This is a genomic window from Marinobacter panjinensis (assembly GCF_005298175.1).
Taxonomy (GTDB): Bacteria; Pseudomonadota; Gammaproteobacteria; order Pseudomonadales; family Oleiphilaceae; genus Marinobacter; species Marinobacter panjinensis.
The window spans coordinates 2,802,959-2,829,384 of the sequence record NZ_SZYH01000001.1; the positions used below are offsets into that span (position 1 = coordinate 2,802,959).

Consider the following 26,426-nt stretch of genomic DNA (forward strand, 5'->3'; position numbering starts at 1 on the left):
ACGTGTCTTACTGTGAGGCCCACGAGAGCCTTGCTGGGTTACCTTACAGGTGATCGTATCACTACACGCACGCCCTAACTCAAGTCGATAAACGAGCAGTTCATTCACTATCTTCTTGCAGTTCTTGCATCGGGTATAACTTGCGATTGGCATAGGTGTTTCCTAAATGGCGACTGGAACACCTACCCTAAATCAACCAAAAATCGAATTCTCAATTTTTTACTGTAGCAACCTCATGGTGGCGACGAGACCCTCGTGCACATAACGCTGAGCACAGCGGCGGCCTTCGGCCGAGTACTGCTGCGATTTGTTAAAATTAACTGCGGCTAACCACAATTGGTCCCGTTTCTTCAATTTGATTAGGGATGCAGGACAAACCTGCGATACCGAGGTACTCCATAATCTCCGATCGAGTTAGATTGTTCGCCCCGTTGCTTTTGAACGCATATTGAACCCAATGACCATCCTCATTCTTCGACCGGACAGTAAACCCTTGTTGAACAAACCATGAGCCCGGATTTCGGCTTTCAGCGCTATCTAACTCATTGAATTTCGTCAGGCAGACATCCTCATCTAGCGGCGTGTTCAATTCGACCTTGAGCACGGTCGCAGGGACATTTTTCGAGAGCGTAATTCTGTGGACCTCACGACCTTTTTTGATCAAATAATGCTCTTCTCCTGTTCGCTCCTGCGCGAAGATCTTGTCAAGAATAGCGTCAATAACATCGTGGTCTTCACAGTCATAAACACCGAACGCTTCCCGTAGGTCTTCTAGATTACTCATTGTGTCTGCTCTGATTTGAAATTTAACGCTTTGGCTTTGCGGCGCACCGGAGCGCCAGCGTAGGTGCGTCCGACAACAGCCACTTGTTAGTCGATACCTCTATGGTATCTGAATGAGTTGATCTGCGCCCAAGACTACAAATGCTATCCCTACAATGAGGAGAACCAACGCGGTAACTTTCACCACTCGAAAGGTTAGCTCCCCCCTTTTAACCCGCTCCCACTCCTTTTTCAGAAGCGGGGCCGCCTCTTCTCTGATCTTATCGCAATCGACGACCGTAGCTGACAGGTCTCCATTCGCGAAATCGGTTCTCGACTTCGATATAGCATTCCACAACTTGGCTTCCATAGACTGAGGCCGACGCTCTACATGCTCCGGATTTAGCCGTAGTTGGATATTCGTCAGACTCTCACGAGCATCCTTATAGGTTTCTCTGGCAACCTCAATGTATTCTTTCTCGGAGAGAGTCTTGCTATGTTCTTCAATTCTCACCAGTTCATGAATCGCGGCAGTAAGTCTAGAGATCTCTGCCCGAAATTCATTTATCCACTTCTGTCGGCTATCCGATACAGCGTTTTCTTTACTGCTAATCAAATTTAAAAAAGAAAAGAAGCCTGCTATCACTGCTGCAGAGATAGCGCCATATGCGATGATGGCTATTGTTACTTCGTTCATAAATTCCTTTTTGGCTAACAGCAATTGGACTGAGATCTCAGTGATTGCGAAAATTTGACCGCTTCATGATTACGGTCTTTTCAAACATTACTGATCAATCCAATAAAATTGTAAATCAACAGCTTAGCCCACGTCTCAAGTCTTTGCCACGTAATCATTTGACCTCTGTGATCTGTGCTAAGAATAGTACTGAAGCTTCGCCGGGAGCCTGATTTGTGAACCATATCAACCAATGGGCCGGGAAGCGTATGACATGAGCTCACAGATTATGGGCTAGGCATCGTCGGTGTCATGCAGTGATCTGTTTGAATGCGCAGGATTTGTCGGCCTGACAACGACCGATTGGATAGATAATGGTCGTTTGTTGGACGCTCCCATAAACCACATGGCAGTCGGGCACTAATGCTCCACAATCACGCACAACAAACTATAAGCAGAGAAGGTATCCCAGACGATCGGCGAGAGACGGTTGTTTTCTGCGAAGGCTCCGAGGCAGGTTCGAGGGCGCAACAAAGCTGGGTTGTAGGTTGCGACTCATCTGCATGATAAAATCAGGAGCAACGGAAGCGAAAGCGTTCGAGTGCAGAGATACTGCATTTCAGAACGACTTTGAGTGAATCGATCTGGATGAGGGGCGGTGTTGGGTTTATGTACCCAACCTGTACCCAGCCAGAAACGAAAAAGGGCCCACCCGAAGGTGCGCCCTAAGTCGTTGAAATCTGGTCGGCGTGGCAGGATTCGAACCTGCGACCCCTTCGTCCCGAACGAAGTGCGCTACCAAGCTGCGCCACACGCCGATCAACGGCCGGTATTATACGGATTAAGTGGTTATTTACCAGCCCCCGGCGGATAAAACGGCATCCGTAGAGTTGCCGGGTTGCCATGGCTGGCTGATACCCGGAGGGCCGGCTCAGTAGCCAGCCCTCCGGATTTCCGTTAACCCGTGGTTGGCAGTACGGAGATGTCCGCCACCCGCAGGAACAGGTTCCGCAGCAGGTTGAGCATGGCCAGGCGGTTGTTGCGCACGGCCTCGTCGTCTGCCATGACCATCACTTCGTCAAAGAAGTTGTCCACTGGTTCCCGCAGGCTGGCCAGGGAGCTCAGGGCGGTGGCGTAGTCGCCCTTCTCGAACAGGGGCAGCACCTTCTCCGCCTGCTGGCGGATCTGCTCTGCCAGCGCTTTCTCGGCGCTGTCCTGCAGCAGATCGGTATCGATGGTTTCACCGATGCTGTCACCGCCCTGCTTGGTGAGAATGTTGGACACCCGCTTGTTGGCACCGGCCAGTGCCAGGGCTTCCGGTAGCTGGCGGAAGGCTTCCACGGCTTTCACCCGGCGGTCGAAATCCAGCGGGCGTGTGGGACGGCGGGCGTGTACGGCCAGATAGACTTCGGCACTGATGCCCTGCTCTTCATAGTGGGCGCGGAAGCGCTCCAGCATGTAGTCCACCACGGTGCTGGCGACGTTCGGCTCGGTGATGCTGCTGTGTTCTGCTTCTGCCCATTCGCACAGGGTCTGCAGGTCCAGTGGCAGCTCCCGTTCGATGATGATGCGCAGTACACCCAGGGAGGCCCGACGCAGGCCAAAGGGATCGCGGGTGCCGGACGGTGGCTGGTTGATGCCGAACAGGCCCACCAGCGAATCAATGCGGTCGGCAATGGCCACGGCGCAGCCGGTCAGTGTGGCGGGCAGGTCATCGCCGGCAAAGCGGGGCATGTACTGCTCGTTCAGGGCGCTGGCCACTTCCTCGTTTTCACCGTCATTGGCGGCGTAGTACTGGCCCATGATGCCCTGGAGGTCGGTGAACTCCAGCACCATTTCGGTGACCAGGTCGGTTTTGGCCAGCATGGCGGCACGCTCGGCCAGAACCGGATCGCTGCCGATGGCGTCGGCGATTTTCTTCGCCAGCGCGGCAACCCGCACCGACTTGTCGTAGATGCTGCCCAGCTTGTCCTGGAACACGATCGGCTTGAGCTGCTCGATCCGGTCTTCCAGCCTGGTCTTGCGATCGGTGTCGTAGAAGAAGGCGGCGTCCGACAGGCGTGGGCGGATAACCTTCTCGTTACCGGAGATGACCTGGCTCGGGTCCTTGCTCTCCAGGTTGGCGACGGTGATGAACAGCGGAAGCATCTTGCCGTCGGCGGAGACCACGTGGAAATACTTCTGGTGTTCCTTCATGGAGGAAATCAGTGCCTCGGCAGGCACATCCAGGAAGCGTTCCTCGAAGCGGCCCATCAGGGGTACCGGCCATTCGTTGAGGGCAGTGACCTCGTCCAGCAGGTCTTCATCAATGACGGCCTGGCCGCCGGCTTCGTTCCTGGCGATAGCCATCACGCCGTCGCGGATCTGCTCACGGCGTTCGGCGAAGTCGGCAATGACGTAGCCCTCCTGGCGCAGCACCACTTCGTAGTCACCGGGTTTGGGAACAATCAGTGACTTGGGGCAGTGGAAGCGGTGGCCCCGGGTGTTGTTGCCAGGAGTCAGTCCCATGATCGGGGTTTCAATCACCTTGCTGCCGAACAGCATGATGGCCCAGTGGACCGGCCGTACGAACTCGGTACGGTGCGCGCCCCAGCGCATGCGCTTGGGGATGGGCAGCGCTGCCAGGGACTGATCCACCAGTTCCGGCATCAGTTCCACGGTGGGGCGGCCTTTTTCAATGGTGCGGTAAACCACCCAGGCGCCTTTGTCGGTTTCCAGAGTGTCCAGCTGGTCCGGGGTTACGCCCAGGGAGGTAGCGAAACCGGTCAGGGCACGGGTGGGATTGCCGGAATCGTCAAACGCAGCTTTCACCGCCGGTCCGCGCTTTTCCACCGGCTTGTCCGGCTGGGCGTCTTCCAGGCCGCGAATCCGCACCGCAAGCCGGCGTGGAGCGGCAAAGGCTTCTACCTTGCCGAAGTCGATACCGGCTTCTTCCAGGCCCCTGGTAATACCACGGCTAAAAGCGTCAGACAGCGGCTTGAGGGCCTTGGGGGGCAGTTCTTCGGTGCCCAGTTCGACCAGAAAATCCTGTGTTGCCATGATTATGCGTTCCCCTGTTCCTGCTGAGCTTTTTTCGCTTTCTTGCCCTTCTTGCCTTTTTCATCGGCGGCGTCGGCGGCTGCCAGTACTTCCTTGCGCAACGCTTCCGGTGCCATCGGGAAGCCAAGCTTGCGGCGGCTTTCGAAGTACGCCTGGGCAACAGAGCGGGCGAGGGTGCGAACCCGCAGGATAAACCGTTGGCGCTCGGTCACGGAGATGGCGTGCCGGGCGTCCAGGAGGTTGAATGTGTGCGACGCCTTGAGTACCTGCTCGTAGGCAGGCAGTGCCAGGCCGGCTTCGATCAGGCGTGCACTCTCTCGCTCGTGCACATCAAAGCTGTGGAACAGAAATTCGGTATCGGCATGTTCGAAGTTGTAGGTGGACATTTCCACTTCCTGCTGGTGGAACACGTCACCATAGGTCACTACGCCATCCGGGCCTTCGGTCCATACCAGGTCGTACACGCTGTCGACGCCCTGCAGATACATGGCAATGCGCTCAAGCCCGTAGGTGAGCTCGCCGGTCACCGGGAAGCATTCCAGGCCACCGACCTGCTGGAAGTAGGTGAACTGGGTGACTTCCATACCGTTGAGCCAGATTTCCCATCCCAGGCCCCAGGCGCCGAGGGTGGGCGATTCCCAGTTGTCTTCCACAAAGCGGATATCATGAACCAGTGGGTCCAGGCCCAGCGCCTTCAGGGAATCCAGATACAGTTCCTGGATGTTGTCCGGCGACGGCTTCAGTACCACCTGGAACTGGTAGTAGTGTTGCAGGCGGTTGGGGTTTTCCCCGTAGCGGCCATCGGTGGGGCGGCGGCTGGGCTGAACGTAGGCGGCGTTCCAGGTTTCCGGACCGATGGAGCGCAGGAAGGTGGCAGGATGGAAAGTGCCCGCCCCTACTTCCATGTCCAGTGGCTGGAGTACCACGCAGCCGTGCTGCGCCCAGAAATTCTGCAGGGCCAGAATCAGGCCCTGGAAGGTTTTGATATCCGGCGTATTTTCGGAAGTTGCCTTGTCTGTCACGACGTTTGCCTGCTGGTCAGTCTGTGTGTGGCGCCCGGGCGTCTGGCCGGGGCACGCTGGAAAAAAGGGGCATTATACGCCTGCCAATCGCGTATTTCTAAGTCAGCTTCACTGGCCTGATTTTGCGCTAGAAGAAGGTGAGCCCAACCTGGAAAAGTTTCTCCACATCCCGGATCCGGGTTTTGTCCACCAGGAACAGGATGACGTGGTCATCGGGCTGGATCCGCAGGTGGTCGTGGGCGATGAGCACCTCGTTATGGCGAACGATGGCGCCGATGGTCGTGCCTTCGGGCAGATTGATCTCATCAAGCCGCTTGCCTACCACCTTGGAGGACCGGTGATCGCCATGGGCGATGGCTTCGATGGCCTCGGCAGCGCCCCTGCGCAGTGAGTGAACGTTTACTACGTCACCTCGGCGTACGTGAGTGAGCAGGCTGCCAATGGTGGTTTGCTGGGGCGAGATGGCCACATCGATATCGCCGCCCTGGATCAGATCGACATAGTCCGGGTTGTTGATCAGGGTCAGTACCTTGCGGGCACCCAGGCGCTTGGCCAGTAGCGAGGCCATGATGTTGGCTTCGTCATCGTTGGTGACGGCGCAGAACACATCGGTATTCTCGATGTTTTCTTCCAGCAGAATGTCCTTGTTGGCGGCATCCCCTTCCAGCACTACGGTTTTGCGCAGACTTTCCGACAGCATCACGCAGCGTTCATGGTCCTGCTCCAGCAGCTTCACCTGGAAGCGTGATTCCAGGGTGTGGGCCAGTCGCTGGCCGATGTTGCCGCCACCACAGATGAAGATCCGCTTGTAGGGCTTTTCCAGGGGCTGGAGTTCACTCATTACCGAGCGGATATGGTCGGAGGCGGCAATAAAAAACACCTCATCCCCGTCTTCAATAACGGTGTTGCCCTGGGGCATGATCGCCCGGTCTTTTCTGAAGATGGCGGCCACCCGGGTCTCGATTTTCGGCATGTGGCTGCGCAGGTACGACAGCTCATGGCCCACCAGTGGTCCGCCCTGGGTGGCGCGGATGGCGACCAGTTGGACCAGGCCTTTGGAAAACTCCAGCACCTGCAGGGCGCCCGGATATTCGATCAGCCGGGTGATGTGTTTGGTAACCAGGTGTTCGGGACTGATCAGAACGTCGATGGGGAAGCCCCGCAGGCTGTCCAGGTCCTTTTTCTGTTCCCGTTGATAGAACAGTTCCGGTTTTGCCAGGTAGGCATTGGCCCTGACCCGACAGATGGTGGTTGGCGTTTTGTACATCAGCTTCGCCACCTGGCAGGCCACCATGTTGACCTCATCACTGTTGGTAACGGCGATGAGCATGTCGCCATCCTCTGCACCTGCCTGCCTCAGCACCGTAGGATAGGACGCCTTGCCCTGGACCGTACGAATATCCAGGCGATCCTGAAGTTCCCGCAGACGGCTACTGTCGCTGTCGATCACGGTGATGTCATTGGCTTCGTTGGCGAGGTTTTCTGCCAGGGTTCCGCCCACCTGGCCGGCGCCGAGAATCAGGATTTTCATGGTTCAGGTTTCTCCAGCACGGCGTAAAAGAATCCATCGTGGCTCTCGGCAGCAGGCAGCAGCTGGCGGCCTGTTTCCATGTCGCGGCCCCACAGCACCTCCGGCTCGACCAGGGTCGCGTCATCCTGCTGCTTCAGGAATCGACGGATTATACGGTGATTTTCCTGCGGGAACACGGAGCAGGTGGCGTAGACCAGACGCCCTCCCGGGGCGAGTACCTGCCACATGGCCGCCAGCAGGCCCAGCTGGAGGCCGGCCAATGGCACAATGTCCGATTCCCGGCGCAGCAGTTTGATGTCCGGGTGCCTGCGGATCACGCCGGTGGCGCTGCAGGGAACATCCAGCAGGATGCGGTCGAACGGCCGCTGATCCCACCATTGCTCAATATCCGCTGCATCCGCCTGTTTCAGGGTGGCCACGAGGTCCAGCCGGTCCAGGTTTTCCTGAACCCGGGGCAACCGGTCGGCAGACTCATCAATGGCGACCACTTCGTCCAGTTCGCCGCAGCTTTCAAGGATAGCGCAGGTTTTACCGCCTGGCGCGGCGCAGGCATCCAGCACCCGCTGGCCGGGAGCCAGGTCCATCAGGGTGGTGCACAGTTGGGCCGCTTCATCCTGGACACTGACCGCGCCATCGGCGAACCAGGGCAGGCGGTCTACCGGTACGGGGGCTGCCAGTTGAATGCCATAGGGAGCAAACCGGGTGGCGGTCGCTTCAATGCCGTCGTCCGCCAGCAACTGCAGATAGTCGTTGCGGCTGAAGCGGCGGGCATTGACCCGCAGGGTCATGGGGGCCTGGGCGTTGTTGGCATCAAGAATGGCCTGCCAGTCATCGGGCCAGTTGTGACGCAGCTTCTCCAGCATCCAGCGGGGATGGCTGAAGCGTGCGCTGTCGTCGGGCCAGGCGGGCTCCCCTTCCCGTTCCGCCGCCCGCAGTACGCCGTTGACCAGTCCGGTCAGGTGGGGCTTGTCGAGGGCACGGCAGGCTTCCACGGTTTCATTCAGTACTGCGTAGGTGGCCTGCTGGCTGAATCGTAGCTGGAACAGCGCCACCAGCATCAGGTGGTGCACTATCCGGTCCGGTTTGCGCAGCGGTTTTTTCAGGCGGGCCTGCAGTTCGGCATCAAGCCGGTGGAACCAGCGGCAGGTGCCATAGCACAAGGCCTGGAGTTGCGGGCGCTCGTTGTCTGCCACTTCATTCAGGGCCAGGGCCAGACATTGGGTCAGTGACTGGCCATTCTCCACGGATTGCAGAACCCGGGCGGCCACGGCACGCATTGGCTGCCCCCGGTCATTCATTCAGTGTAGCTCCTGGCCGGGCATCAGTATTTCCTTGCCGCCGTTGATCAGGTCGTTGGCCGACTGCGGGCGAGAGCCGGACAGTTGCAGCCGGGTGATTCTCAGGGATTCCAGGCCACAGGCAACGTCGATGCCTTCGCGGCTGCGGCGAATCACCGTGCCAGGGTGTTTGTCACTGGTGTCGTCCAGAATGTCGGCCTGGTGAATGCGGATGCGCAGGTCGTCCAGATCGGTGTAGGTGCCTGGCCATGGATTGAAGGCACGAATCAGCCGGTCAATGGCGGGAGCATCCTGGGTCCAGTCGATATGGCCTTCCTCTTTACTGAGCTTGCTGGCGTAACAGGCCCTGGCTTCATCCTGGGCTTCGCCGCACAGCTCACCCTTTTCCAGGTGCTCCAGCGCCTTGACGATGGCGTCACCACCCATAGCGGCCAGGCGATCGTGAAGGCTGCCGCCGGTGTCGTCTTCGGCGATCGGGGTAATGGCTTTCAGCAGCATGGCACCGGTGTCGAGGCCGGCGTCCATCTGCATGATGGTGATGCCGGTCTCACGGTCGCCGGCGGCAATGGCCCGTTGGATCGGGGCAGCACCGCGCCAGCGGGGTAACAGGGAGGCATGGATGTTCAGGCACCCGTGGCGTGGGATGTCCAACACGGCCTGGGGCAGGATCAGCCCGTAAGCGGCCACGACCATTACATCGGCATCCAGTGCCCGCAGTTCTTCCTGGGCCTCTGCGGTTTTCAGGGACTGGGGCTGGAACACGGGAACGCCCGCCTCCATGGCCACCTGTTTGACCGGGCCGGGTGTCAGCTTGCGGCCACGGCCAGCTGGCCGGTCGGGTTGGGAATAGACTCCAACCACCTGATGGCGGGTAGCAAGCAGTGCCTTGAGTGCGGTGGCTGCAAAATCGGGGGTGCCGGCAAAAACAAGTCGCACGGGTTGTCGTTCCCTGGTCCGTTGAATACAAAAAGACCGGGCTTGCACCCGGTCCCGGTTCACTCAGTTAAAGCTGTCTCAGGCACTTTTCTTGTGGAGCTTTTCCAGCTTCTTGCGAATCCGGGTGCGCTTCAATGAGCTCAGATAGTCCACAAACAGCTTGCCATTGAGATGATCCATCTCGTGCTGGATACACACGGCGAGCAGGCCGCGGGCTTCAATTTCAAACGGGTTACCGTCCCGATCGATGGCCCTGATCATGCAGTGCTCAATCCGCGGCACGTCTTCATAGAAGCCCGGCACCGAGAGGCAGCCTTCCTGCATCTCTTCAAGCTCGCCGTCCAGTACGTCCACTTCCGGGTTAATGAACACCCGCGGTTCGCTCTTGTCTTCGGACAGGTCCATCACGATGATCTGCCTGTGCACGTTGACCTGGGTGGCCGCAAGGCCAATGCCGGGCGCATCGTACATGGTCTCGAACATGTCGTCGATCAGCTTGCGGGTCTCGTCTGTCACCTTGTCCACCGGCTTGGCTATCGTGCGCAAGCGTGGATCCGGGTATTCGAGAATATCTAGTATCATAGCGCTGGTACTTTTGGCCTCTGTGTCTGGTTTACACCGTTATGTTTTGTAACGGTGTGAATACTGTCTCCGAAATGCGACAGCGTACTGCGCATTATCCAATCCCGTAGCTATTATGATCGGGATGAAAGAGCCAGTTTCAACGGCTTGTTGCCGTTTATGGTGCTATTATCCCCCAACTCGCTCATTGAGTACAAACTGATCAGCTGATAGTTAAAAGCTTTCGACAGTAACGTAGAATTTACTGGAAGAACAAAAGATAACATCACAATTTGCGAGACATCTTCTATAGTAGTGGTATAAAAGGCAGAGTACCGGCTGCATACCAAGAACAGAATCTAGCGATTCAAGGCACGCGATCAAGGACTTAAACAATGAGGAAACTGCTGTACGGTCTGGCAGCAAGCATGTTGCTGCTAACCTCCTGGGCCCACGCCGCCCCGGATCTGAGGTCCGATCATCCCGAGCGTTACACGGTCGTGAAGGGTGACACCCTGTGGGATATTTCCGCACGTTTTCTGAACAACCCCTGGTACTGGCCGGAAATCTGGCATGTGAATCCACAGGTTCAGAACCCTCACCTGATCTATCCGGGCGACGAACTGGCGCTGGTTTATATTGACGGCGAGCCCCGTGTAACCAAGGTGTCCAGCGACCGGGTGGTGAAGTTGTCGCCGAAGGTTCGTTCCGAAGCCATCGATACGCCGATTCCTGCCATACCACTGGACGCGATCAGCAGTTTCCTGACGGATACCCGCATTGTGAGTGCTGAAGAGCTTAACGGTGCGCCTTACGTACTGGAAGGCGAGGACGGCCGCATTATTACCGGCGCCGGCGACCGCATTTATGCCCGTGGTGAAAAACCCGCGGATAATCTGGGCGTGTTCCGCCGCAGCAAGGAGTTCCGCGACCCGGAAACCGGTGAATTCCTCGGCCTTGAAGCCCGTAGTATCGCCCGGGGTGAAGTCATCGCTGAAAACAGCGACGTTCTCACCCTTCGCCTGAAACAGTCCAGTGAGGAAGTCCGTATTGGTGACCGCCTGCTGGTGGGTGAGGAACGCCGTATAACCACCAGCTTCGTGCCCAGTTCGCCGGACAGCGACATTGAAGCGGAGATGATTTCGGTCGACGGTGGTGTCAACCAGATTGGCCAGTTTGACGTGGTTGCCATTAACCGCGGTGAACGCGAGGGCCTGAAGCCGGGTAACGTTATGGCGGTCCTCAAGAGTGGTAACCTGGTGCGTGATCCGGTTACCAATGAAACCATTGAGCTGCCCTCCGAGCGTGCCGGGCTGATGATGGTGTTCCAGACCTACGAGAAAATGAGCTATGGCCTTATTCTGCAGGCCACACGCCCGTTGTCGGTTGGTGACAAGGTGACCAACCCCTGATTGAGATTTTGAGAGGGTTTGAAAAGGGAGCCGCATCGCCGGCTCCTTTTTTTGTGGCATAATTCCGACCGGTCCCGCCAGGAAGGCGGGCTCCGTCACCAGTAGCTGATCCACGGAAGGATGTGCCATGCCCTCAACGACTCTTGCCCCATCAAATCCGGACCTGCTTCAGTCAGAAACCGGATTCTGGATACTGCTGTCCCGCCTGCCCGGATTCGGCGCCCGCCGTCAGCAGGCCATACGCGAACACTTTCCGGACTTCCACGGCCTGTTGACCAGTAATGCCGCCACCTTAAAAGCCATCGGGCTGGTATCAGAAACCATCGAAGCCCTTGAGGCATGGCGTCGCCGGGATGCCGCCCATCCGGTAGTGGTCAGTACCCTCGCCATCCACAGGGATTGCGTCAGAACCGGCATCGAGATACTGACTCTGGCGGATGCGGACTACCCCGAACCATTGAAGCATATCCAGGATCCTCCGCTCGTGCTTTATCTGCGCGGTGACCGCACCCTGCTTGGGCGGGAACAGATCGGTATCGTTGGCAGCCGTAACGCTACCCGGGCCGGGCTGGAACATGCCCGCGCCTTCGCTGCTGCGCTGGGCAGGAAAGGCCTGCTGGTAACCAGCGGGATGGCCCTGGGTGTGGATGGTGCTGCCCACTCCGGCGCGCTGGATGCGGGCTTTCCGACAGTGGCGGTGATTGGTAATGGCGTGGACCAGCCCTACCCCTATCGCCATCGCAGCCTCAGCGAACGCATCGTCGCAGAGGGCGTCATTGTGTCCGAATACCCACCGGGTACCTCTGCCAGGGCGGGTCATTTTCCCCGGCGAAACCGGATTATCAGTGGCCTCAGCCGTGGCATCCTGGTGGTGGAAGCAGGACTGAAAAGCGGCTCCCTGATCACCGCCCGCCTGGCGCTGGAACAGGGGCGCGAGGTCTTTGCCATTCCCGGTTCCGTGCACAATCCCCTGGCGCGTGGCTGCCATGACCTGATACGGCAAGGCGCGAAGCTGGTGGAAACCGTGGACGATATCTGTGAAGAACTGGGCGCCTGGTGGAGCACTCAGGGGCAGGACGGGGCTCCAACCCCGAAAAGTCTGGTGACGGCTGGCCTGGACTCGCGGGAAATCGCGGTTCTGGAGGCTTTAGGGTATGATCCGCAATCAACCGATGATTTATGTTCAGTGACGGGCCTTCCCGCCGACCAGTTGATGCAGTCGCTGCTGCTTCTGGAGCTCCAGGGGCTGGTGGACTCTGCACCCGGAGGCTTTCAGCGGATTGCCTGAACTGCATTCAGTGACCTGACGATCCGATGAAAAAACCACAGCAACCTTTGTCTGACTGGCATCTTCATTGTGCCCGCCGCACCCTCCTTGGTGGTGGTGTTATTGCTTACCCTACCGAAGCTGTCTGGGGATTGGGCTGCGACCCCTGGGACACGGAAGCGGTCGAGCGGATTCTTGAGCTGAAGCAGCGCCCGGTCGAGAAAGGCGTGATCCTTGTGGCCGCCTCTGTCGATCAGATACGGTTCCTGCTGGATCCTTTGCCACCGGAGCTGCAGGAGAAAGCCGTGGCCAACTGGCCGGGCCCGGTGACCTGTCTGTTGCCGGATGTCCTGAAACAGGTCCCGGAACAGGTAAGGGGACGCCACAGTTCCATTGCAGTGCGTGTCAGTGATCATCCGGTCGTGCGCGCTTTGTGCGAAACGGCGGGCTTCCCTCTGGTGTCCACCTCCTGCAACCCTGCTGGTCGTCAGCCGGCGCGAACCTCCTGGCAGGTGCGACGGTACTTCGAGGGGCAACTGGACTGGCTGGTGCCGGGGCAATTGGGCGGTAACCGCCAACCCAGCCGGATTGTCGATATCGTCAGCGGAAAACAACTGCGTTAGGAGTTCTCATGCCACAGCAACCCGACAGCAATGCCGTCAAACAGTACCTGCTGGGACTGCAGGAGCAGATCTGCCAACGGCTGGCCGCGGTTGATGGCAAGGGCAGCTTTGACACCGACGCCTGGGACCGGCCCGAGGGTGGCGGGGGCATCAGCCGGGTTATCACGGAGGGTGCGGTCTTTGAGAAGGGTGGAGTTAACTTCTCCCACGTCATGGGCGAAACCATGCCCGCCTCTGCCACAGCGCACAGGCCCCATCTCGCAGGTGCACCCTGGCAGGCCATGGGCGTCTCCCTGGTGATGCATCCTTTCAATCCCTACGTGCCCACATCCCACGCCAACGTACGGTTTTTCGTGGCGACACCGGAAAATGCCGAACCGGTGTACTGGTTCGGCGGTGGCTATGACCTCACCCCCTATTACGGCTTCGATGAAGACTGCGTGCACTGGCACCGGGTGGCGAAGGCGGCCTGCGACCCTTTTGGCAGCGGAATGTACCGCCAATACAAGCACTGGTGTGACGACTACTTTTACCTCAAGCACCGGGACGAGCCCCGGGGTGTCGGCGGGCTGTTTTTTGATGATCACAATACCGGGGATTTCGGCCGTGACTTTGCACTGATGCAGTCCGTGGGCGATAGTTTCATCGAGGCCTATGAACCTATCGTTCAGCGACGCAAAGATACGCCCTGGGGCGACCGCGAGCGGGAGTTTCAGCTTTATCGCCGTGGCCGCTACGTGGAATTCAATCTCGTGTATGACCGAGGCACACTGTTTGGCCTGCAGTCCGGCGGCCGTACCGAATCCATTCTGATGTCATTACCCCCGCTGGTGCGCTGGGAATACAGTTATGCGCCGGAGCCGGGCTCGGAAGAAGCGCGGCTGACCGAGCATTTCCTTACCGGGCGGGACTGGCTGGAGACTGCCAATGAATAACGATTTATACGCCGTGGTGGGTAACCCCATCAGCCACAGTAAATCTCCCCGTATTCACAGCCTGTTTGCCAGCCAGACGGGTGAAAAACTGGAATACACCGCGATCCAGGCCCCGGAGGATGATTTTGTCGGCACCGTCACCGGATTCTTCCAGCGTGGTGGCCAGGGGCTGAATGTCACAGTGCCCTTCAAGGAGCAGGCCTGGAAGCTGGCGGACCGGCGCACCGAAAGGGCGGAACTGGCCGGCGCCGCCAATACGCTGTATCAGGACAGTGAAGGCTTACTGACTGCGGATAACACGGATGGCAAGGGGCTGGTGATGGACCTTTCCGAAAACCACTGCATCACCCTGGCCGGTAAACGCATCCTGGTGTTGGGTGCAGGCGGAGCGGTACGGGGCGTTCTGGGGCCTTTGTTGGCGGAGAAACCGTCGGCCCTGGTCATCGCCAATCGCACCGTTGCGAAGGCCGAGGGACTGGTAACGCTGTTTGAACCCTTTGCTGAGCAGACCCTGCTGGAGGCGTGTGGATTCGAGGAGCTCAAGGAGCCGTTTGACCTGATCATCAATGGCACCAGTGCCAGCCTGCAGGGTGATCTGCCACCGATTTCGGCAAATGTGATCGGTGCCGGCACGGTGGTCTACGACATGATGTATTCTCTGCAGACCACGACATTCAATCAGTGGGCGCTGGACCACGGAGCGACGCTGGTATTTGACGGCCTGGGCATGCTGGTGGAGCAGGCGGCCGAGTCGTTCCGGATATGGCGTGGCGTCAGCCCCGAAACACGGCCGGTGATCGACGAATTGCGAAACGACTGAGCTCGTCCCGGTGCATGGGCTATGCTCAGCAAGTGTGTACAGGTGTACAAGATTCCCAAAGGTTTCTGATGTAAGGTCTCTGATGGATATTCTCACCCTTGTGGGGCTGGTGGCAGGCGTTCTGATTGTTGTGCTCGCCATGCTGGCCAACGCGTCAATTCTTACCTTTTTCAATCTTCCCGGGCTGGCGATCGTATTGGGCGGTACCTTTGCCGTTACGCTGATCAAGTTTCGCCTGCCCTCGGTTCTGAGTGCATTCCGAATGGCGTTTGCGGCTGCTTTTACCGATCGCGTGGAACGGCCAGCGGACCTGATCCGGGAGGCAGGCGCGCTGGCACTGGTGGTTCGCAAGGAAGGTATCCTGGGCCTGGAGAACCACGACACCCGCAACGAATTCCTGCGCAAGGCCATCAACCTGTGCGTCGACGGACACCCACCGGAACTGGTCGAGGAAGCCCTGGCCCAGGAAACCCAACAGACGGCAGAACGTTACGACGTTGCCGAACGGGTGTTTCGCGGTATCGGTGAATCCGCACCGGCCATTGGTATGCTGGGCACCCTGGTGGGTCTGGTACAGATGCTCAATACCCTCGATGACCCCTCTTCCATTGGCCCGGCCATGGCCATTGCCCTGCTGACCACGCTTTATGGTGCCTTTATTGCTCAGTTGATCGCCCTGCCCCTGGCGGACAAACTCCAGCTCAAGGCGGAAGACGAGGCCCGCAATCAGGTGCTGATTACCACGTCCATCCGCAATATCATGCGTGGGGAAAACCCACGGGTAATGACTGAGCTACTGTCTTCGTTTGTGACCCCGGAACAGCGCACCAACCTTGCTCCGGAGCGGGAGGCGTAGTTTTTGATGTTGCGCCAGCCAGTCAAAAAGAAGAAGCATGGCCGGGGTTCTCCGGCCTGGATTGTAACCTTTGCCGATCTGGCGACGCTGTTGCTGACCTTCTTTATCCTGCTGTTGTCCTTCGCGGAGATGGATGTCGAAAAGTACCGCGCCATGGCCAACTCCATGGCTGTGGCCTTCGGAAGCAACCAGGTGCTGTCTGATGGCGTGGGTGGGTCACCCCTGACCCTGATCGAGTCGGACACGGTGTCTCTGCCGCAACCCACCGATACCGCCGCCAGCGAACCGGAATTCATAGATGAGCGCGCCGAGGGCCAGGCGCCCACAAAGATACCGGGCGGTGTCATCGACCTGGCGAGCCGTCTGATCGATGAACTGGAAGCGGAGGTGGCCTCGGACGCATTGAATGTGACCTACGATGAAAACAAGGTGGTCATCCGTTTTTCTGAAGAAGCCACGTTTCGTTCCGGAGAGGCGTCCATCAAGCCAGAGATGATCCCCATTATCGAGCGGGTGGTGGATGTGTTGTCCGGTTGCAGCGGCGATGTGCTGGTAGCCGGTTACACCGACGACCGCCCCATCTCCAGCGGCCGTTATCGCTCCAACTGGGACCTGTCTGCGGCACGGGCGGTTTCCGTGGTCCATGAGCTGGTGCTGAACCGGCAGGTACCGGCGGAACGGGTCGTGGCTGCCGGCCGTGCTGAAACCAACCCCCTGGCGCCGAACGACAGTGCAGAGAACCGGGCGAAAAACCGGCGTGTAGAGATCGCCATCCGGGACCCGGAGTGCAGTGACAAGATCGATACCGGGCAATTGCCGGTGGAAATCATGCCCTAACCGTGCTTTATACTGTGCGGCCCCAAACGAACACATTTACCGATTCAATTTGTCGACACACAAAGGCCAGAGAGATTATGAGCGGACCAGACAAGCCGAAAGTTATTGGTGAGGAATGGAGTGATGAGCGGGTAAAGAGCTTTCTGGCGATTACTCCTTACGACAGCACCGTCAACGCTGACTTCAATGCCCTTATCAAAGCCTACCAGGCGATGATTGCTGAAGATTTCGAGCGCTTTGTCGGTTTCTTTGTGGAAGCGGGGCGGGATATCAATGCTGTGGATGAGAACGGCGAAACTTTTCTTGACCTGGTGTCGAAGCACCGTCGCAGCACCGCCTACGCAGAGATCGTCAAAAAGGCCGGAGGAAAAACAACAGCAGAGGCCGGGAACTGAGCCCGGCCCTGCTGCGTTGCCTTGCCGGTTACTGAACGTCCACCTCAATGGCCTTAGGTTCAGCCGGCTCGGCCTTGGTCAGCGTCAGGGACAAAATGCCATCCTTGAAATTGGCCCGGATGCTGTTTTCGTCCACATTTTCCGGCAGGGTAAACCGACGCAGGAAACTGCCATAGAAGCGCTCAATGCGGTGATGCTTCTTGTCGTCGGTCTCTTCCTCGTGCTTGCGTTCACCCTGAATGGTCAGCACGCCGTCCTGCACCGTGACTTTCACATCATCCTTGGACATACCCGGTAGTTCGGCCTCGATATTGAATGCCTCCGGGGTTTCCTTGATATCCACGGCCGGGGCCCAGTCGCTGCGGCTGAACAGGTCTTTGCCTTCCCGTTCTCCATTGCCGCGTGCCAGGCCAAACAACCGGTTATAACGGTTCATCAGGTCATCGAATTCGTTGACTGGATTCCAGCGGGTTATGTTAGCCATAGGAAACTCCTCCTACATAATTGAAATAACACGTTAATGTCAGCTTCAATCGCGGAACAGCTCCATACCGGCGGCGCCAGCCGGATGGTTATCCGTGAACGTCTGCTATTTCTGAATGTAGGATCACCTGTTCATTTTTCAACAGGTTCGGTGGCAGAAATTTCCACGGTATTGCCGGGCTCACCAAACTGTTGTTGAAGGAAGGGCCGGAAACGGGCCATGGCCGGGCCTTCCCGATCCCTGTCGGGTTGTGCTCCCCAACGGAACCCCGGCAGTCTGTCGTTGGCGACAAAGGGAGCCACCAGTTCCGGATCGGCACTGATGATGTGCACAATCACATCCCGGCTGGCCTTCTCGCCGGTGATTAACGGCGCGGGCTGATGGTCACCAATCAGCACCAGCAGAGTCTGGTTGTCGACATGCCGGATCGCGTACTCCGTGGCCACATTCAGGGCGTAATCGAGAGCACGGCCATAATGCTCACGCACCCGTTCCGGATTACGCCACAGACTGGCCGGTGCTTCGCCGCTGTCCTTCCATTGATTGAAGGTTTCACCGTCGCCGATGCTGTCCCAGTCTTTCAGAACCGGCAGCACCGGTACCCAGGGGGCATGGCTGCTGATCAGTGCAATTTCGGCAAACAGCGGCGTTTCTGCCCGGTCGCGAACGCTACGCTGGAACCAGGACCAGGTGTACTGGTCAGGCATGGTAACCCAGTTAAAGGCGGGGCCTCGGTAATCCATGGTGGAGGACTCGTAGATACGGTTGTAACCGAATGCCTGGCCTTCAGGCCAGGCTTCGGTAATTGCCGGCATCACAGCTACCGTCTCGTGGCCGGTGGTGTCCAGGTCGTCTATCAGTGTGGGGAAGTCGCTGGCCAGGAATATCTCGTAGTCCAGCTGGGTTTTGATCCATTGACCACTGAGCAGGGTGGTGTGTGCCAGCCAGGACTGGCCGCCCTGAACTGGCGAGCGCAGGCGGCCGGTTACGATGTGCAGGCCGTCCTCCTCCAGTGCTTCCTCCATCTGATCCAGGCGAAGGCTGATCAGTGGCCGGTAGCGGGGGTCGGTGAAGGCCGAAATACCGTAGGATTCGATAAAGCCGAGGATCACATCGGTATCCACCAATCCCGCCAGGGGTGTGGCTTGGGCGGCATCCGGAGTGTCTTCAAGGTGTTGTCGGAAAGCCAGCGTCGACTGGTGGGTATCTGCTGCCAGCTGAATCTGTGTAGCTGCCAGCCGGGAGGCGCTCAAACCCACAGTGGACTGGGGTAGCCACGATGCAGCTACTGCGATAGCACCTGCCGCCGCTACCAGCCGGCCTGCCCTGGCCGGAGTGTCGGCACCAAGCTGTGACAGCAGCCGGCCGACATAGCCACCGAGGCCGGCAAAGGCGACGGACAGTACCAGAATGACCAGTAGCGACAGACCAAGCCCCAGGTTGCTCTCCATCAGGTCAAACACCGAGCCAGCTGCGCCCAGCTCCAGATAGAGATTGAAAGGCCGCCCGATGCTCTGCCGTATCAGCACATCGCTCAGGGCAAAGAAAGCCAGTAGCGCATACAGCACACCAATGGCGCCAGCCAGTAGTTGCTTGCTTCTCCCGCCCGGCAACACCGCGAACAGTCCGGTCAGCAGCAGTGCATCAGCGGCAATCCACGGTATCCAGGGATAACGCGGTAGCAGCAGTGCCAGAAACAGCCCGTTGAGCAGTAGCGTGGTGACTATCAACCGTTTCATATCGACGCCTCTGCTCCTTGAGAGAACAACACAGGCAAATACGCTGGCACGGTCGGTTTCAGATTAAATGGCCGGATTAAACCTCGTTCAGGTATTCGTCTTTAAGCTTCACGTAGTTACTGGCGGTGTAGCGGAAAAAGGCTTTTTCTTCGTCCGACAGCGCCCGAGCCTGGCGGACGGGTGAGCCCACGTACAGAAACCCCGATTCCAGGGTTTTCCCCGGCGGCACCAGACAACCGGCGGCGACAATCACCTCATCTTCCACCACGGCTCCATCCATAATAATACAGCCCATGCCCACCAGCACCCGGCTACCGATGGTGCAGCCGTGTAGCAGTGCCTTGTGGCCAACTGTGACATCATCCCCGATCGTTAGCGGATAACCGCCCGGGTTAAAGTCACTGGCATGGGTTATGTGCAACACAGACCCATCCTGAATGCTGCAGCGGTCACCAATGCGGATTCTGTGCATATCACCGCGAACCACAGTCATCGGCCAGATGGAAACGTCATCACCCGTCTGCACGTCACCAATCACCACTGCACTTGGGTCTACCCATGTGCGCTCTCCAAATTGTGGCGTGTTACCCTTGTTTGTTCGTACATTCGACATTACATATACCTGTATAGCGTTTACCCGGAGGCTCGGGGCACCTGTGGGGAGGCCTTTCCAAAACTGTGCGGAGCCATGGATGGCGGAGCTCAAGCGCCACATGGATGTGCTTGAGCGTGTTTTGGAAAGGCCTCCCCACAGGTGCCTTACCCCGATGCCCGATTCTTGAAGCTACCTGACAAATTAATGGCTGAGAAGGCGACTTATGAATAACCCGTTACTGACCGACGACCTGTTGCCAAGGTTCGACCATGTTCGCACTGAACATATGGAGCCGGCAATCGACCAGATTCTCAGCGAAAATCGCATGAAAATCTCTCAAATAGCACAGCAGGACGATCCCACGTGGGAAACCCTGGCGCAACCCATGCAGGCAACCGAGGACCGGCTGGAGCGCGCCTGGTCGGTGATTTCCCATCTTAACGGTGTCATGAACAGTGACGAACTTCGTAAGGTCTACAAGACCTGTCTGGAAAAGCTCACCGAATACAGCACCGAGCTGAGCCAGAACGCCGAACTCTGCGACGCCTACAAGAAACTGGCGGCCAGCGACGAGTTCAAAGAACTGAGCGAAGCCCAGCGCAAGTCTGTGGAAAACACCCTGCGGGATTTCCATCTTGGTGGTGTCGACCTGCCGCCGGAACAGAAAAAGCAGTACGCGGATCTTTCCATGGAGATTTCGGAACTGTCCAACCGCTTCAGCGATAACGTTCTGGATGCCACCCAGCACTGGTTCAAGCACATCACCGATGTGGAAGAACTGGCCGGCGTTCCGGAAAGCGCGCTGGATGGCGCGAAACAGGCTGCGCAGCAGAAAGATCTCGACGGCTACGTGATCACCCTGGACTTCCCCAGCTTTTATCCGGTGATGACCTACTGTGACAACCGGGACCTTCGCCGCGAAGTCTACGAGGCTTTTGTGACCCGGGCTTCCGACATGGGGCCGGATGCCGGTACCTGGGACAATACCCCGGTGATGGCAGAAATTCTCAAACGCCGCCATGCCATGGCGAAGCTATTGGGGTTCAACAACTACGCCGAACGCTCCCTGGCCACCAAGATGGCCCGCAGTGTGGACGAGGTTCTGGAGTTTCTTAACCAGTTGGCAGCGAAATCGAAGCCCATCGCCGAGCGGGAGTTTGCGGAGCTGAAGGCGTTTGCCAAAGACACTCATGGCGTTGACGACCTGCAGGCCTGGGATATCGGCTACTACAGCGAAAAGCTGCGCCATGACCGCTACGATATCTCACCGGAAACCCTGCGCCCCTGGTTCCCCGTCGACAAGGTGGTGCCTGGGCTGTTTGCGGTTGCTGAAAAGCTGTTTGATATCCAGATTGAGGCCAGACCGGAAGTGGAAACCTGGCACCCGGACGCCACCGCGTACTGCATCAGCCGCCATGGCGAGCCGCTGGCCTGGTTCTACCTTGACCTGTTCGCCCGCCAGGGCAAACGAGGCGGCGCCTGGATGGCCGACTGCCGGGTACGCTGGCGCAACCTCCGTGGCCAGTTGCAGCTGCCGGTCGCCTTCCTGACCTGTAACTTCACGCCGCCGGTTAACGGCAAGCCGTCGCTGCTGACCCACGACGAAGTGACCACCATGTTCCACGAATTCGGCCATGGCCTGCACCATATGCTGACCCAGGTGGACGTGCTGGATGTGTCCGGTATCAACGGTGTGGCCTGGGACGCGGTGGAACTGCCCAGCCAGTTCCTGGAAAACTGGTGCTGGAACCCGGATTCCCTGGCTCTGATCGCTTCGCACCACGAAACCGGTGAACCGTTGCCTGAGGATCTGCTGCAGAAAATGCTGGCGGCCAAGAACTTCCAGTCCGGCATGGCTATGGTGAGGCAGCTGGAATTCTCGTTGTTCGACTTCCGCCTGCATGCGGAATTCACCGAGGAAGCACCCACCAACCCGCTGGACATGCACCGCAAGGTACGCAGCGAAATCGCGGTGGTGGAAGCACCAGAGTTCAACCGCTTCCCCAACAGCTTCTCCCATGTGTTTTCTGGCGGCTATGCCGCGGGCTATTACAGTTACAAGTGGGCGGAAGTACTGGCGGCTGATGCCTTCTCGCTGTTCGAGGAGCGCGGCATCTTCGACCCGGAGACCGGCAAGGCGTTCCTGGAGAATATCCTCGAGAAAGGTGGTTCCCAGGAACCCATGGAGCTGTTCAAGGCCTTCCGCGGTCGTGAGCCGCAAGTGGATGCGTTGCTGAAGCAGAATGGCATTACGGATGATGCTGCGTGAATTGAATGGGAGCCGAGTTGTCGGATTACGGCCTTTGGCCTAATCCGACCTACGAAAGGCTCGAGTTCACGGTAGGTCGGATTAGGCGAAGCCGTAATCCGACAATCAAAGTGTCACAGGCGGAGTAACCCCATGCCGACCCCAAAACGCTTCATCGCCGGCGCTGTCTGCCCCCGCTGTGCGGAGATGGACAAGATCATGATGTTCACCACCGACGACGATGACCAGGTCCGCGAATGCGTGGCCTGCGGCTTCACCGACGCGGTGTCCGACGCGCCTCCAGCTCCGGCCAATCCGGAGCTGGAAACCCGCGTCAACACCCGTAGTAACAAAGACGACCATACGGTCAAACAGGTGGTGTTTTTCAAGTCCGGGGAGGAGGACTGATACTTTTGGAGTTTGCCCTTCTTCGTAGCCTGCTGGTTTTGGGGGGCCTGGAGGGCGTCGTGGTGCTTTCTTCTGGGAAAAAGAACTCGCTGCGCTCAGACACCTTTTTCCCGGCAGAAAGCACCCCAACACCCTCCGGTTTAAACCACACGGGTATCGCTTGAAAGGACAATTACACTTTGTGTGTCCTTGGCGATAGCTTGGATGCTGATTCGTGAGGGGGCAGGGGGATTTTTACTCGCCAGAAATGGGTGTCTGAGCGCAGCGAGTTCCATTTCAAGAGAAAAAACTCCCCCTGCCCCCTCGCAGCCACCAGATCCAGGCAGGCTACGAAGAGCAGGCAAATCCCAGTCTTAAAGAACCATGGCCGCCACCCAGCCAAAGCCCAATAGGGGGAGGTTGTAGTGCAGGAACGTAGGCACCACCGTATCCCAGATGTGGTTGTGCTGGCCGTCGACGTTGAGGCCGGCGGTGGGGCCGAGGGTGGAATCGGACGCCGGGGAACCGGCGTCGCCGAGGGCGCCGGCTGTGCCTACCAGGGCCACGATGGCCAGGGGGGTGAAGCCCAGTTCCAGGGCCAGAGGCACATACAGGGCCGCGATGATGGGGATGGTGGAGAACGACGAACCGATGCCCATGGTGATCAGCAGGCCGACTACCAACATCAGCAATGCTGCCAGGGCCTTGTTGTCGCCTATGGTGGCAACGGATCCTTCCACCAGGGTGGCGATTTCGCCGGTTTCGCGCATCACTTCCGCAAAGCCTGAGGCGGCGATCATGATGAAGCCGATCATCGCCAGCATCTTCATGCCTTCGGTGAACAGGTCATCGGCCTCCTTCCATTTCACCACGCCGGACAGGTTGAACAGGACAAAGCCTGCCAGTGCCCCGAGAATCATCGAGCCCAGCCACAGCTGCACCACGAAGGCCGCCACAATGGCGACCACGGCCATGAGCAATGTCCCGCCGTTGTAGTTCACATCCACCCGTTCAGTGCGGGCGATGGCGTCCAGGTTGTAGTGCCGTTCGCCGCGGTAGCTGAAGAAGACCGCCACCAGCAAACCACAGAGCATGCCCAGGGCCGGCAGGGCCATGGCAGACATGACGTTGAGACCGGTGGCGTCGATGCCGTTCTCGCCTATGTTCGCCAGCAGGATTTCATTCAGATAGATGCCGCCAAAGCCCACGGGCAGGAACATGTAGGGAGTGATCAGGCCGAACGTCAGTACGCAGGCCACCAGGCGGCGGTCCATGTTCAGTTTTGCCATCACGTACAGCAACGGCGGTACCACCAGGGGGATGAAGGCGATGTGGATCGGCAGGATATTCTGGGACGACATGGCGATGGCCAGTAGCAGGCCGATAATCAGCAGCCGTATACCGCCAGCGGCCTTGCCGTCATCCTGCCGGCCCACCAGGGCCAGAGCCTTGTCGGCAAGGGCATGTGCAAGGCCGGATTTGCCGATGGCGACGGCGAAGGCACCCAGGGTGGCGTAGGACAGCGCGACGGTTGCCCCGCCTCCGAGGCCTTCGTTGAACGCGGCAATGGTGGCGTCCAGCGACAGGCCGCTGATCAGGCCTCCGGCAACGGCGCCTATGATCAGGGCAACGACAACGTGGATGCGGCACAAACTCAGGACGAGCATGATAGCTACCGCAGCAACAACGGCATTCATGGCAGACTCCGGGATTTCGGGAATGGCTTTCAGCGCCCTGAAGCAGGGGGCAGTTCAGGAAAGCGCGCTAATGTGCCGGAAACGGGTGCTGCAGTCAAAACCGTGATAACCGTTACTTGTCGCCCACGTAGGCAAATCGGGGAACCTGCTCGCCGGCCATTTCCACGGTTTCGCGGAACATCGTCAGCGGCCTTACCCACAGGCTGTAATCGCCGTAAAGGCAGCGGTAGACAACCATCTGCTCTTCAGTTTCGCTGTGGCGGGCAATACCGATGACTTCGTAATCCCGGCCCTTGTAGTGGCGGTATCGGCCAAGGCGGAGTTCCGGTTTCTTGTCGGTCATTGTCTTCTTCTCCACGCGTAGCAGGTGGCTACGTGTTTTTTGGCGCGGACTTACTCCCCGAATCCGTATAGACTGACACTGATAAAGCGCAGGGAGGCATCGTGACTGATTGCTGGCTTCGTCAGTCTAGTTGAGTTTTCTGGTTCCGGGTAAGACAGTCATTATGGGATTTCCTGTTGCCTGCCAATTCTGGCGATTAGCACTTCTGGCGCTACTGCTGACGCCTGTCTCGGCGCTTGCACAAAGTGCTGCCGTCGCCTGGGTTGAAGCTCCGGAAGCGGAGACGGATATCGAGGATATCCGGGCGTTACCCGAATCGCAATGGCAGCCAGCGGCCGCTGATGAAACCCTGAGTTTCGGCTTCAGTGACAGCAGTTTCTGGCTCCGGGTCGAGGTGCCGGCGGAACCGTTCAATCGCGTGCTGGAAATTGGCTATCCCCTGCTGGACGATGTCCGGGTCTACTGGTTTATTGGTGGCAACCTGGTGGAACGCTACGCCACCGGTGACCGCCGTGTGTTCAGTTCTCGCCCCATCTACCACCGCAATTTTGTCTTCCTGGTGCCCTCCAATACTGAGCCAGCCACAGCGTATGTGCGTGTTCGGAGTGAGGGGGCAGTGCAGATACCCGTGCAGGTCATTGCCTCGTCGGACTTCCTCGAGGTTGAGCAGCTGGACTTCGGCTGGCAGGCACTGTTTCTGGGCATCATGATTTCCATGGCCCTGTACAACCTGTTCATTTTCGTGATCGTCCGGCATCTGGCGTACTTGTGGTATGTGCTCACCGTTGTTGCCTCGGCCCTGGTGTTGCTCAACTTCAATGGTCTGGTGTTCCAGTGGCTGTGGCCGGACCTGCCGATCATTAACCGGTATTTTACGGTCCCGGCTATCTCCGCCAATATGTTCTTCGCTGCAATGTTCACGCTGAGCTTTCTGGCGGTGCGACGATACAGCCCCGGGGCGCACCGATTACTACAGCTGATTTTGCTGACGAGTATTGGCTGTTTTATCTATGGCCTGTTCGGCAGCTATCAGAGTACCGCAGCCCTCATCAGTGTGGTGGCAGCGGTCGTTACTCCGCTGACTTGGTTAACAGGCCTGGTTGTCTGGTACCGGGGGCAGGTGCTCGCTGGCTTCTATGTGGTTGCCTGGACGCCCCTGTTGCTGGGCCACCTGGTGATGGCTGTCAGCAAGATTGGCCTGATTCCGACCAATGCCCTGACCGAGACCGCACCGCAGATTGGTGTGGCGCTGGAGGTAATGCTGTTGTCGTTCGCCCTGGCTTATCGCATTAACCTGGAGCGACAGCGCCGGATTTGGGCCCAGGAACACACCCTGGAAATCCAGCGCAAGGCCAATCAGACGCTGGAAGCCCGGGTGCAGGCCCGAACGGAAGAACTGGAGCAGGCCAATGAACAGCTCAAGGCCGTTTCCATTACCGATGGCCTGACCCAGGTGGCCAATCGCCGTCGCTTCGACGAGAAACTGGAATCCGAGTGGAACCGTGCCTTGAGACAGGGGAGCCCCCTGAGCCTGGTGATGCTGGATATTGATTATTTCAAGCGGGTGAACGATAACCTTGGCCACCTCGCCGGAGACGATTGCCTGGTCAGTATTGCCCGCACCTGTGCCAGTGAAATCCACCGCTCAGGGGATTTACTGGCGCGCTATGGCGGTGAGGAATTCAGTGTGCTTCTGCCCGCCACTCCGGAAGCAGGGGCCATCAGTGTGGGAGAGCGTTTGCGGGTGGCAGTCGCAGAGACGCCGGTGCAGGTGGATGATCAGGCTGGCCCGGTAAACCTGTCAGTGAGTGTTGGTGTCGCGACAATCATCCCGGAGCCGGGGAGCCGCCCTTCAGACCTTATAGCCCGCGCCGACGAAGCCCTCTACGCGGCCAAGAACGCCGGTCGCAACCGCGTGATGGTATTCCGGGAGAGCGGCGCCGAGACGGTTCCCGGCTGTTAG

General features: G+C 58.4%; 24 protein-coding genes and 1 tRNA gene. 11 read left to right on the forward strand and 14 right to left on the reverse strand.

Features of this window, described 5'->3' with window-relative positions; all coding sequences use genetic code 11:
- Window positions 1-316: 316 nt before the first annotated feature.
- The 9 genes from FDP08_RS12845 to def all read right to left on the reverse strand — a co-directional run bounded on the left by FDP08_RS12845 (window position 317) and on the right by def (window position 9,846).
- On the reverse strand, window positions 317-784 hold the full coding sequence (locus FDP08_RS12845) for a hypothetical protein (RefSeq protein ID WP_137436532.1): 468 nt from the start codon (window positions 782-784) through the stop codon (window positions 317-319).
- 99 nt (window positions 785-883) lie between these two features.
- Window positions 884-1,459 carry a hypothetical protein gene (locus FDP08_RS12850; protein WP_137436533.1) on the reverse strand — a complete coding sequence of 192 codons (576 nt, stop codon included), beginning with the start codon at window positions 1,457-1,459 and terminating at the stop codon, window positions 884-886.
- Window positions 1,460-2,179: 720 nt separating this feature from the next.
- A tRNA-Pro gene (locus tag FDP08_RS12855) sits at window positions 2,180-2,256 on the reverse strand.
- Window positions 2,257-2,395: 139 nt separating this feature from the next.
- Window positions 2,396-4,477 (reverse strand): glycine--tRNA ligase subunit beta, encoded by a 2,082-nt coding sequence (gene glyS / locus FDP08_RS12860; protein WP_137436534.1) that lies wholly within the window; start codon window positions 4,475-4,477, stop codon window positions 2,396-2,398.
- A gap of 2 nt (window positions 4,478-4,479) precedes the next feature.
- Entirely contained in the window at window positions 4,480-5,499 is a 1,020-nt protein-coding gene (gene glyQ, locus FDP08_RS12865) for a glycine--tRNA ligase subunit alpha (RefSeq protein WP_137436535.1), read from the reverse strand.
- A 127-nt stretch (window positions 5,500-5,626) separates the two neighbouring features.
- Window positions 5,627-7,030 carry a Trk system potassium transporter TrkA gene (gene trkA / locus FDP08_RS12870; RefSeq protein WP_137436536.1) on the reverse strand — a complete coding sequence of 468 codons (1,404 nt, stop codon included), beginning with the start codon at window positions 7,028-7,030 and terminating at the stop codon, window positions 5,627-5,629.
- Window positions 7,027-8,328, reverse strand: coding sequence for a 16S rRNA (cytosine(967)-C(5))-methyltransferase RsmB (rsmB, locus tag FDP08_RS12875; protein WP_137436537.1), 1,302 nt, complete (start codon window positions 8,326-8,328; stop codon window positions 7,027-7,029). The genes trkA and rsmB overlap by 4 nt, the downstream gene beginning before the upstream one ends.
- Window positions 8,329-9,264 carry a methionyl-tRNA formyltransferase gene (fmt, locus tag FDP08_RS12880; RefSeq protein WP_137436538.1) on the reverse strand — a complete coding sequence of 312 codons (936 nt, stop codon included), beginning with the start codon at window positions 9,262-9,264 and terminating at the stop codon, window positions 8,329-8,331. It lies immediately after the preceding gene.
- Window positions 9,265-9,342: 78 nt separating this feature from the next.
- On the reverse strand, window positions 9,343-9,846 hold the full coding sequence (gene def / locus FDP08_RS12885; protein ID WP_137436539.1) for a peptide deformylase: 504 nt from the start codon (window positions 9,844-9,846) through the stop codon (window positions 9,343-9,345).
- A gap of 374 nt (window positions 9,847-10,220) precedes the next feature.
- Between def and FDP08_RS12890 the strand changes: the two genes are divergently transcribed.
- From FDP08_RS12890 to FDP08_RS12925, 8 genes are all read left to right on the forward strand, one after another.
- The gene (locus FDP08_RS12890) at window positions 10,221-11,237 is read left to right on the forward strand and encodes a LysM peptidoglycan-binding domain-containing protein (RefSeq protein ID WP_137436540.1); all 1,017 of its coding nucleotides are present in this window, start codon (window positions 10,221-10,223) and stop codon (window positions 11,235-11,237) included.
- Window positions 11,238-11,364: 127 nt separating this feature from the next.
- Window positions 11,365-12,525, forward strand: a complete 1,161-nt coding sequence (dprA, locus tag FDP08_RS12895) for a DNA-processing protein DprA (protein ID WP_137436541.1) — start codon at window positions 11,365-11,367, stop codon at window positions 12,523-12,525.
- Between the two features lie 26 nt (window positions 12,526-12,551).
- Window positions 12,552-13,127 (forward strand): L-threonylcarbamoyladenylate synthase type 1 TsaC, encoded by a 576-nt coding sequence (tsaC, locus tag FDP08_RS12900; protein ID WP_137436542.1) that lies wholly within the window; start codon window positions 12,552-12,554, stop codon window positions 13,125-13,127.
- Window positions 13,128-13,135: 8 nt separating this feature from the next.
- Complete coding sequence (gene hemF, locus FDP08_RS12905) at window positions 13,136-14,062, forward strand: oxygen-dependent coproporphyrinogen oxidase (protein ID WP_137436543.1); 927 nt, start codon at window positions 13,136-13,138, stop codon at window positions 14,060-14,062.
- Window positions 14,055-14,882: a shikimate dehydrogenase gene (gene aroE / locus FDP08_RS12910; RefSeq protein WP_137436544.1), complete on the forward strand. Its 828-nt coding sequence runs from the start codon at window positions 14,055-14,057 to the stop codon at window positions 14,880-14,882. Before hemF ends, aroE begins: the two co-directional genes overlap by 8 nt.
- Before the next feature lie 82 nt (window positions 14,883-14,964).
- A complete protein-coding gene (locus FDP08_RS12915) occupies window positions 14,965-15,738 on the forward strand; it encodes a MotA/TolQ/ExbB proton channel family protein (RefSeq protein ID WP_137436545.1) in 774 nt (257 codons plus the stop codon).
- Between the two features lie 6 nt (window positions 15,739-15,744).
- Window positions 15,745-16,575 (forward strand): flagellar motor protein MotB, encoded by an 831-nt coding sequence (locus FDP08_RS12920; protein WP_170979029.1) that lies wholly within the window; start codon window positions 15,745-15,747, stop codon window positions 16,573-16,575.
- 77 nt (window positions 16,576-16,652) lie between these two features.
- Complete coding sequence (locus FDP08_RS12925; protein ID WP_137436547.1) at window positions 16,653-16,970, forward strand: PA4642 family protein; 318 nt, start codon at window positions 16,653-16,655, stop codon at window positions 16,968-16,970.
- A 28-nt stretch (window positions 16,971-16,998) separates the two neighbouring features.
- Here FDP08_RS12925 and FDP08_RS12930 read toward each other — a convergent pair whose 3' ends face one another.
- From FDP08_RS12930 to FDP08_RS12940, 3 genes are all read right to left on the reverse strand, one after another.
- Window positions 16,999-17,454, reverse strand: a complete 456-nt coding sequence (locus tag FDP08_RS12930) for an Hsp20/alpha crystallin family protein (RefSeq protein ID WP_137436548.1) — start codon at window positions 17,452-17,454, stop codon at window positions 16,999-17,001.
- 131 nt (window positions 17,455-17,585) lie between these two features.
- Complete coding sequence (locus FDP08_RS12935; protein WP_137436549.1) at window positions 17,586-19,193, reverse strand: alkaline phosphatase family protein; 1,608 nt, start codon at window positions 19,191-19,193, stop codon at window positions 17,586-17,588.
- A gap of 76 nt (window positions 19,194-19,269) precedes the next feature.
- Window positions 19,270-19,806, reverse strand: coding sequence for a gamma carbonic anhydrase family protein (locus FDP08_RS12940; RefSeq protein WP_137436550.1), 537 nt, complete (start codon window positions 19,804-19,806; stop codon window positions 19,270-19,272).
- 205 nt (window positions 19,807-20,011) lie between these two features.
- On the opposite strand from FDP08_RS12940, the gene prlC reads away from it, so the two are divergent.
- Together prlC and FDP08_RS12950 are read left to right on the forward strand one after the other, a co-directional pair.
- A complete protein-coding gene (prlC, locus tag FDP08_RS12945) occupies window positions 20,012-22,057 on the forward strand; it encodes an oligopeptidase A (protein WP_137436551.1) in 2,046 nt (681 codons plus the stop codon).
- A 132-nt stretch (window positions 22,058-22,189) separates the two neighbouring features.
- Window positions 22,190-22,444, forward strand: coding sequence for a YheV family putative zinc ribbon protein (locus FDP08_RS12950; protein ID WP_137436552.1), 255 nt, complete (start codon window positions 22,190-22,192; stop codon window positions 22,442-22,444).
- Window positions 22,445-22,797: 353 nt separating this feature from the next.
- Here the strand turns inward: FDP08_RS12950 and FDP08_RS12955 are convergent, their stop codons facing one another.
- Together FDP08_RS12955 and FDP08_RS12960 are read right to left on the reverse strand one after the other, a co-directional pair.
- Window positions 22,798-24,120, reverse strand: a complete 1,323-nt coding sequence (locus tag FDP08_RS12955) for a Na+/H+ antiporter family protein (RefSeq protein ID WP_137436553.1) — start codon at window positions 24,118-24,120, stop codon at window positions 22,798-22,800.
- Window positions 24,121-24,232: 112 nt separating this feature from the next.
- The gene (locus tag FDP08_RS12960) at window positions 24,233-24,463 is read right to left on the reverse strand and encodes a DUF1653 domain-containing protein (protein ID WP_137436554.1); all 231 of its coding nucleotides are present in this window, start codon (window positions 24,461-24,463) and stop codon (window positions 24,233-24,235) included.
- 163 nt (window positions 24,464-24,626) lie between these two features.
- Here FDP08_RS12960 and FDP08_RS12965 point away from each other — a divergent pair, with 163 nt between their 5' ends.
- Window positions 24,627-26,426 carry a sensor domain-containing diguanylate cyclase gene (locus tag FDP08_RS12965; RefSeq protein WP_137436555.1) on the forward strand — a complete coding sequence of 600 codons (1,800 nt, stop codon included), beginning with the start codon at window positions 24,627-24,629 and terminating at the stop codon, window positions 26,424-26,426.

What these genes read in the sequence shown, in the direction of transcription:
- FDP08_RS12850 (WP_137436533.1), bottom strand. Translation starts at nt 1,459, where the DNA reads ATGAACGAAGTAACAATAGCCATCATCGCATATGGCGCTATCTCTGCA.
- glyS (WP_137436534.1), bottom strand. Translation starts at nt 4,477, where the DNA reads ATGGCAACACAGGATTTTCTGGTCGAACTGGGCACCGAAGAACTGCCC.
- FDP08_RS12960 (WP_137436554.1), bottom strand. Translation starts at nt 24,463, where the DNA reads ATGACCGACAAGAAACCGGAACTCCGCCTTGGCCGATACCGCCACTAC.
- tsaC (WP_137436542.1), top strand. Translation starts at nt 12,552, where the DNA reads ATGAAAAAACCACAGCAACCTTTGTCTGACTGGCATCTTCATTGTGCC.
- aroE (WP_137436544.1), top strand. Translation starts at nt 14,055, where the DNA reads ATGAATAACGATTTATACGCCGTGGTGGGTAACCCCATCAGCCACAGT.
- FDP08_RS12930 (WP_137436548.1), bottom strand. Translation starts at nt 17,454, where the DNA reads ATGGCTAACATAACCCGCTGGAATCCAGTCAACGAATTCGATGACCTG.
- prlC (WP_137436551.1), top strand. Translation starts at nt 20,012, where the DNA reads ATGAATAACCCGTTACTGACCGACGACCTGTTGCCAAGGTTCGACCAT.
- def (WP_137436539.1), bottom strand. Translation starts at nt 9,846, where the DNA reads ATGATACTAGATATTCTCGAATACCCGGATCCACGCTTGCGCACGATA.
- FDP08_RS12955 (WP_137436553.1), bottom strand. Translation starts at nt 24,120, where the DNA reads ATGAATGCCGTTGTTGCTGCGGTAGCTATCATGCTCGTCCTGAGTTTG.
- FDP08_RS12935 (WP_137436549.1), bottom strand. Translation starts at nt 19,193, where the DNA reads ATGAAACGGTTGATAGTCACCACGCTACTGCTCAACGGGCTGTTTCTG.
- FDP08_RS12890 (WP_137436540.1), top strand. Translation starts at nt 10,221, where the DNA reads ATGAGGAAACTGCTGTACGGTCTGGCAGCAAGCATGTTGCTGCTAACC.
- trkA (WP_137436536.1), bottom strand. Translation starts at nt 7,030, where the DNA reads ATGAAAATCCTGATTCTCGGCGCCGGCCAGGTGGGCGGAACCCTGGCA.
- hemF (WP_137436543.1), top strand. Translation starts at nt 13,136, where the DNA reads ATGCCACAGCAACCCGACAGCAATGCCGTCAAACAGTACCTGCTGGGA.
- FDP08_RS12965 (WP_137436555.1), top strand. Translation starts at nt 24,627, where the DNA reads ATGGGATTTCCTGTTGCCTGCCAATTCTGGCGATTAGCACTTCTGGCG.
- FDP08_RS12950 (WP_137436552.1), top strand. Translation starts at nt 22,190, where the DNA reads ATGCCGACCCCAAAACGCTTCATCGCCGGCGCTGTCTGCCCCCGCTGT.
- FDP08_RS12925 (WP_137436547.1), top strand. Translation starts at nt 16,653, where the DNA reads ATGAGCGGACCAGACAAGCCGAAAGTTATTGGTGAGGAATGGAGTGAT.
- rsmB (WP_137436537.1), bottom strand. Translation starts at nt 8,328, where the DNA reads ATGAATGACCGGGGGCAGCCAATGCGTGCCGTGGCCGCCCGGGTTCTG.
- FDP08_RS12940 (WP_137436550.1), bottom strand. Translation starts at nt 19,806, where the DNA reads ATGTCGAATGTACGAACAAACAAGGGTAACACGCCACAATTTGGAGAG.
- FDP08_RS12915 (WP_137436545.1), top strand. Translation starts at nt 14,965, where the DNA reads ATGGATATTCTCACCCTTGTGGGGCTGGTGGCAGGCGTTCTGATTGTT.
- dprA (WP_137436541.1), top strand. Translation starts at nt 11,365, where the DNA reads ATGCCCTCAACGACTCTTGCCCCATCAAATCCGGACCTGCTTCAGTCA.
- FDP08_RS12845 (WP_137436532.1), bottom strand. Translation starts at nt 784, where the DNA reads ATGAGTAATCTAGAAGACCTACGGGAAGCGTTCGGTGTTTATGACTGT.
- FDP08_RS12920 (WP_170979029.1), top strand. Translation starts at nt 15,745, where the DNA reads ATGTTGCGCCAGCCAGTCAAAAAGAAGAAGCATGGCCGGGGTTCTCCG.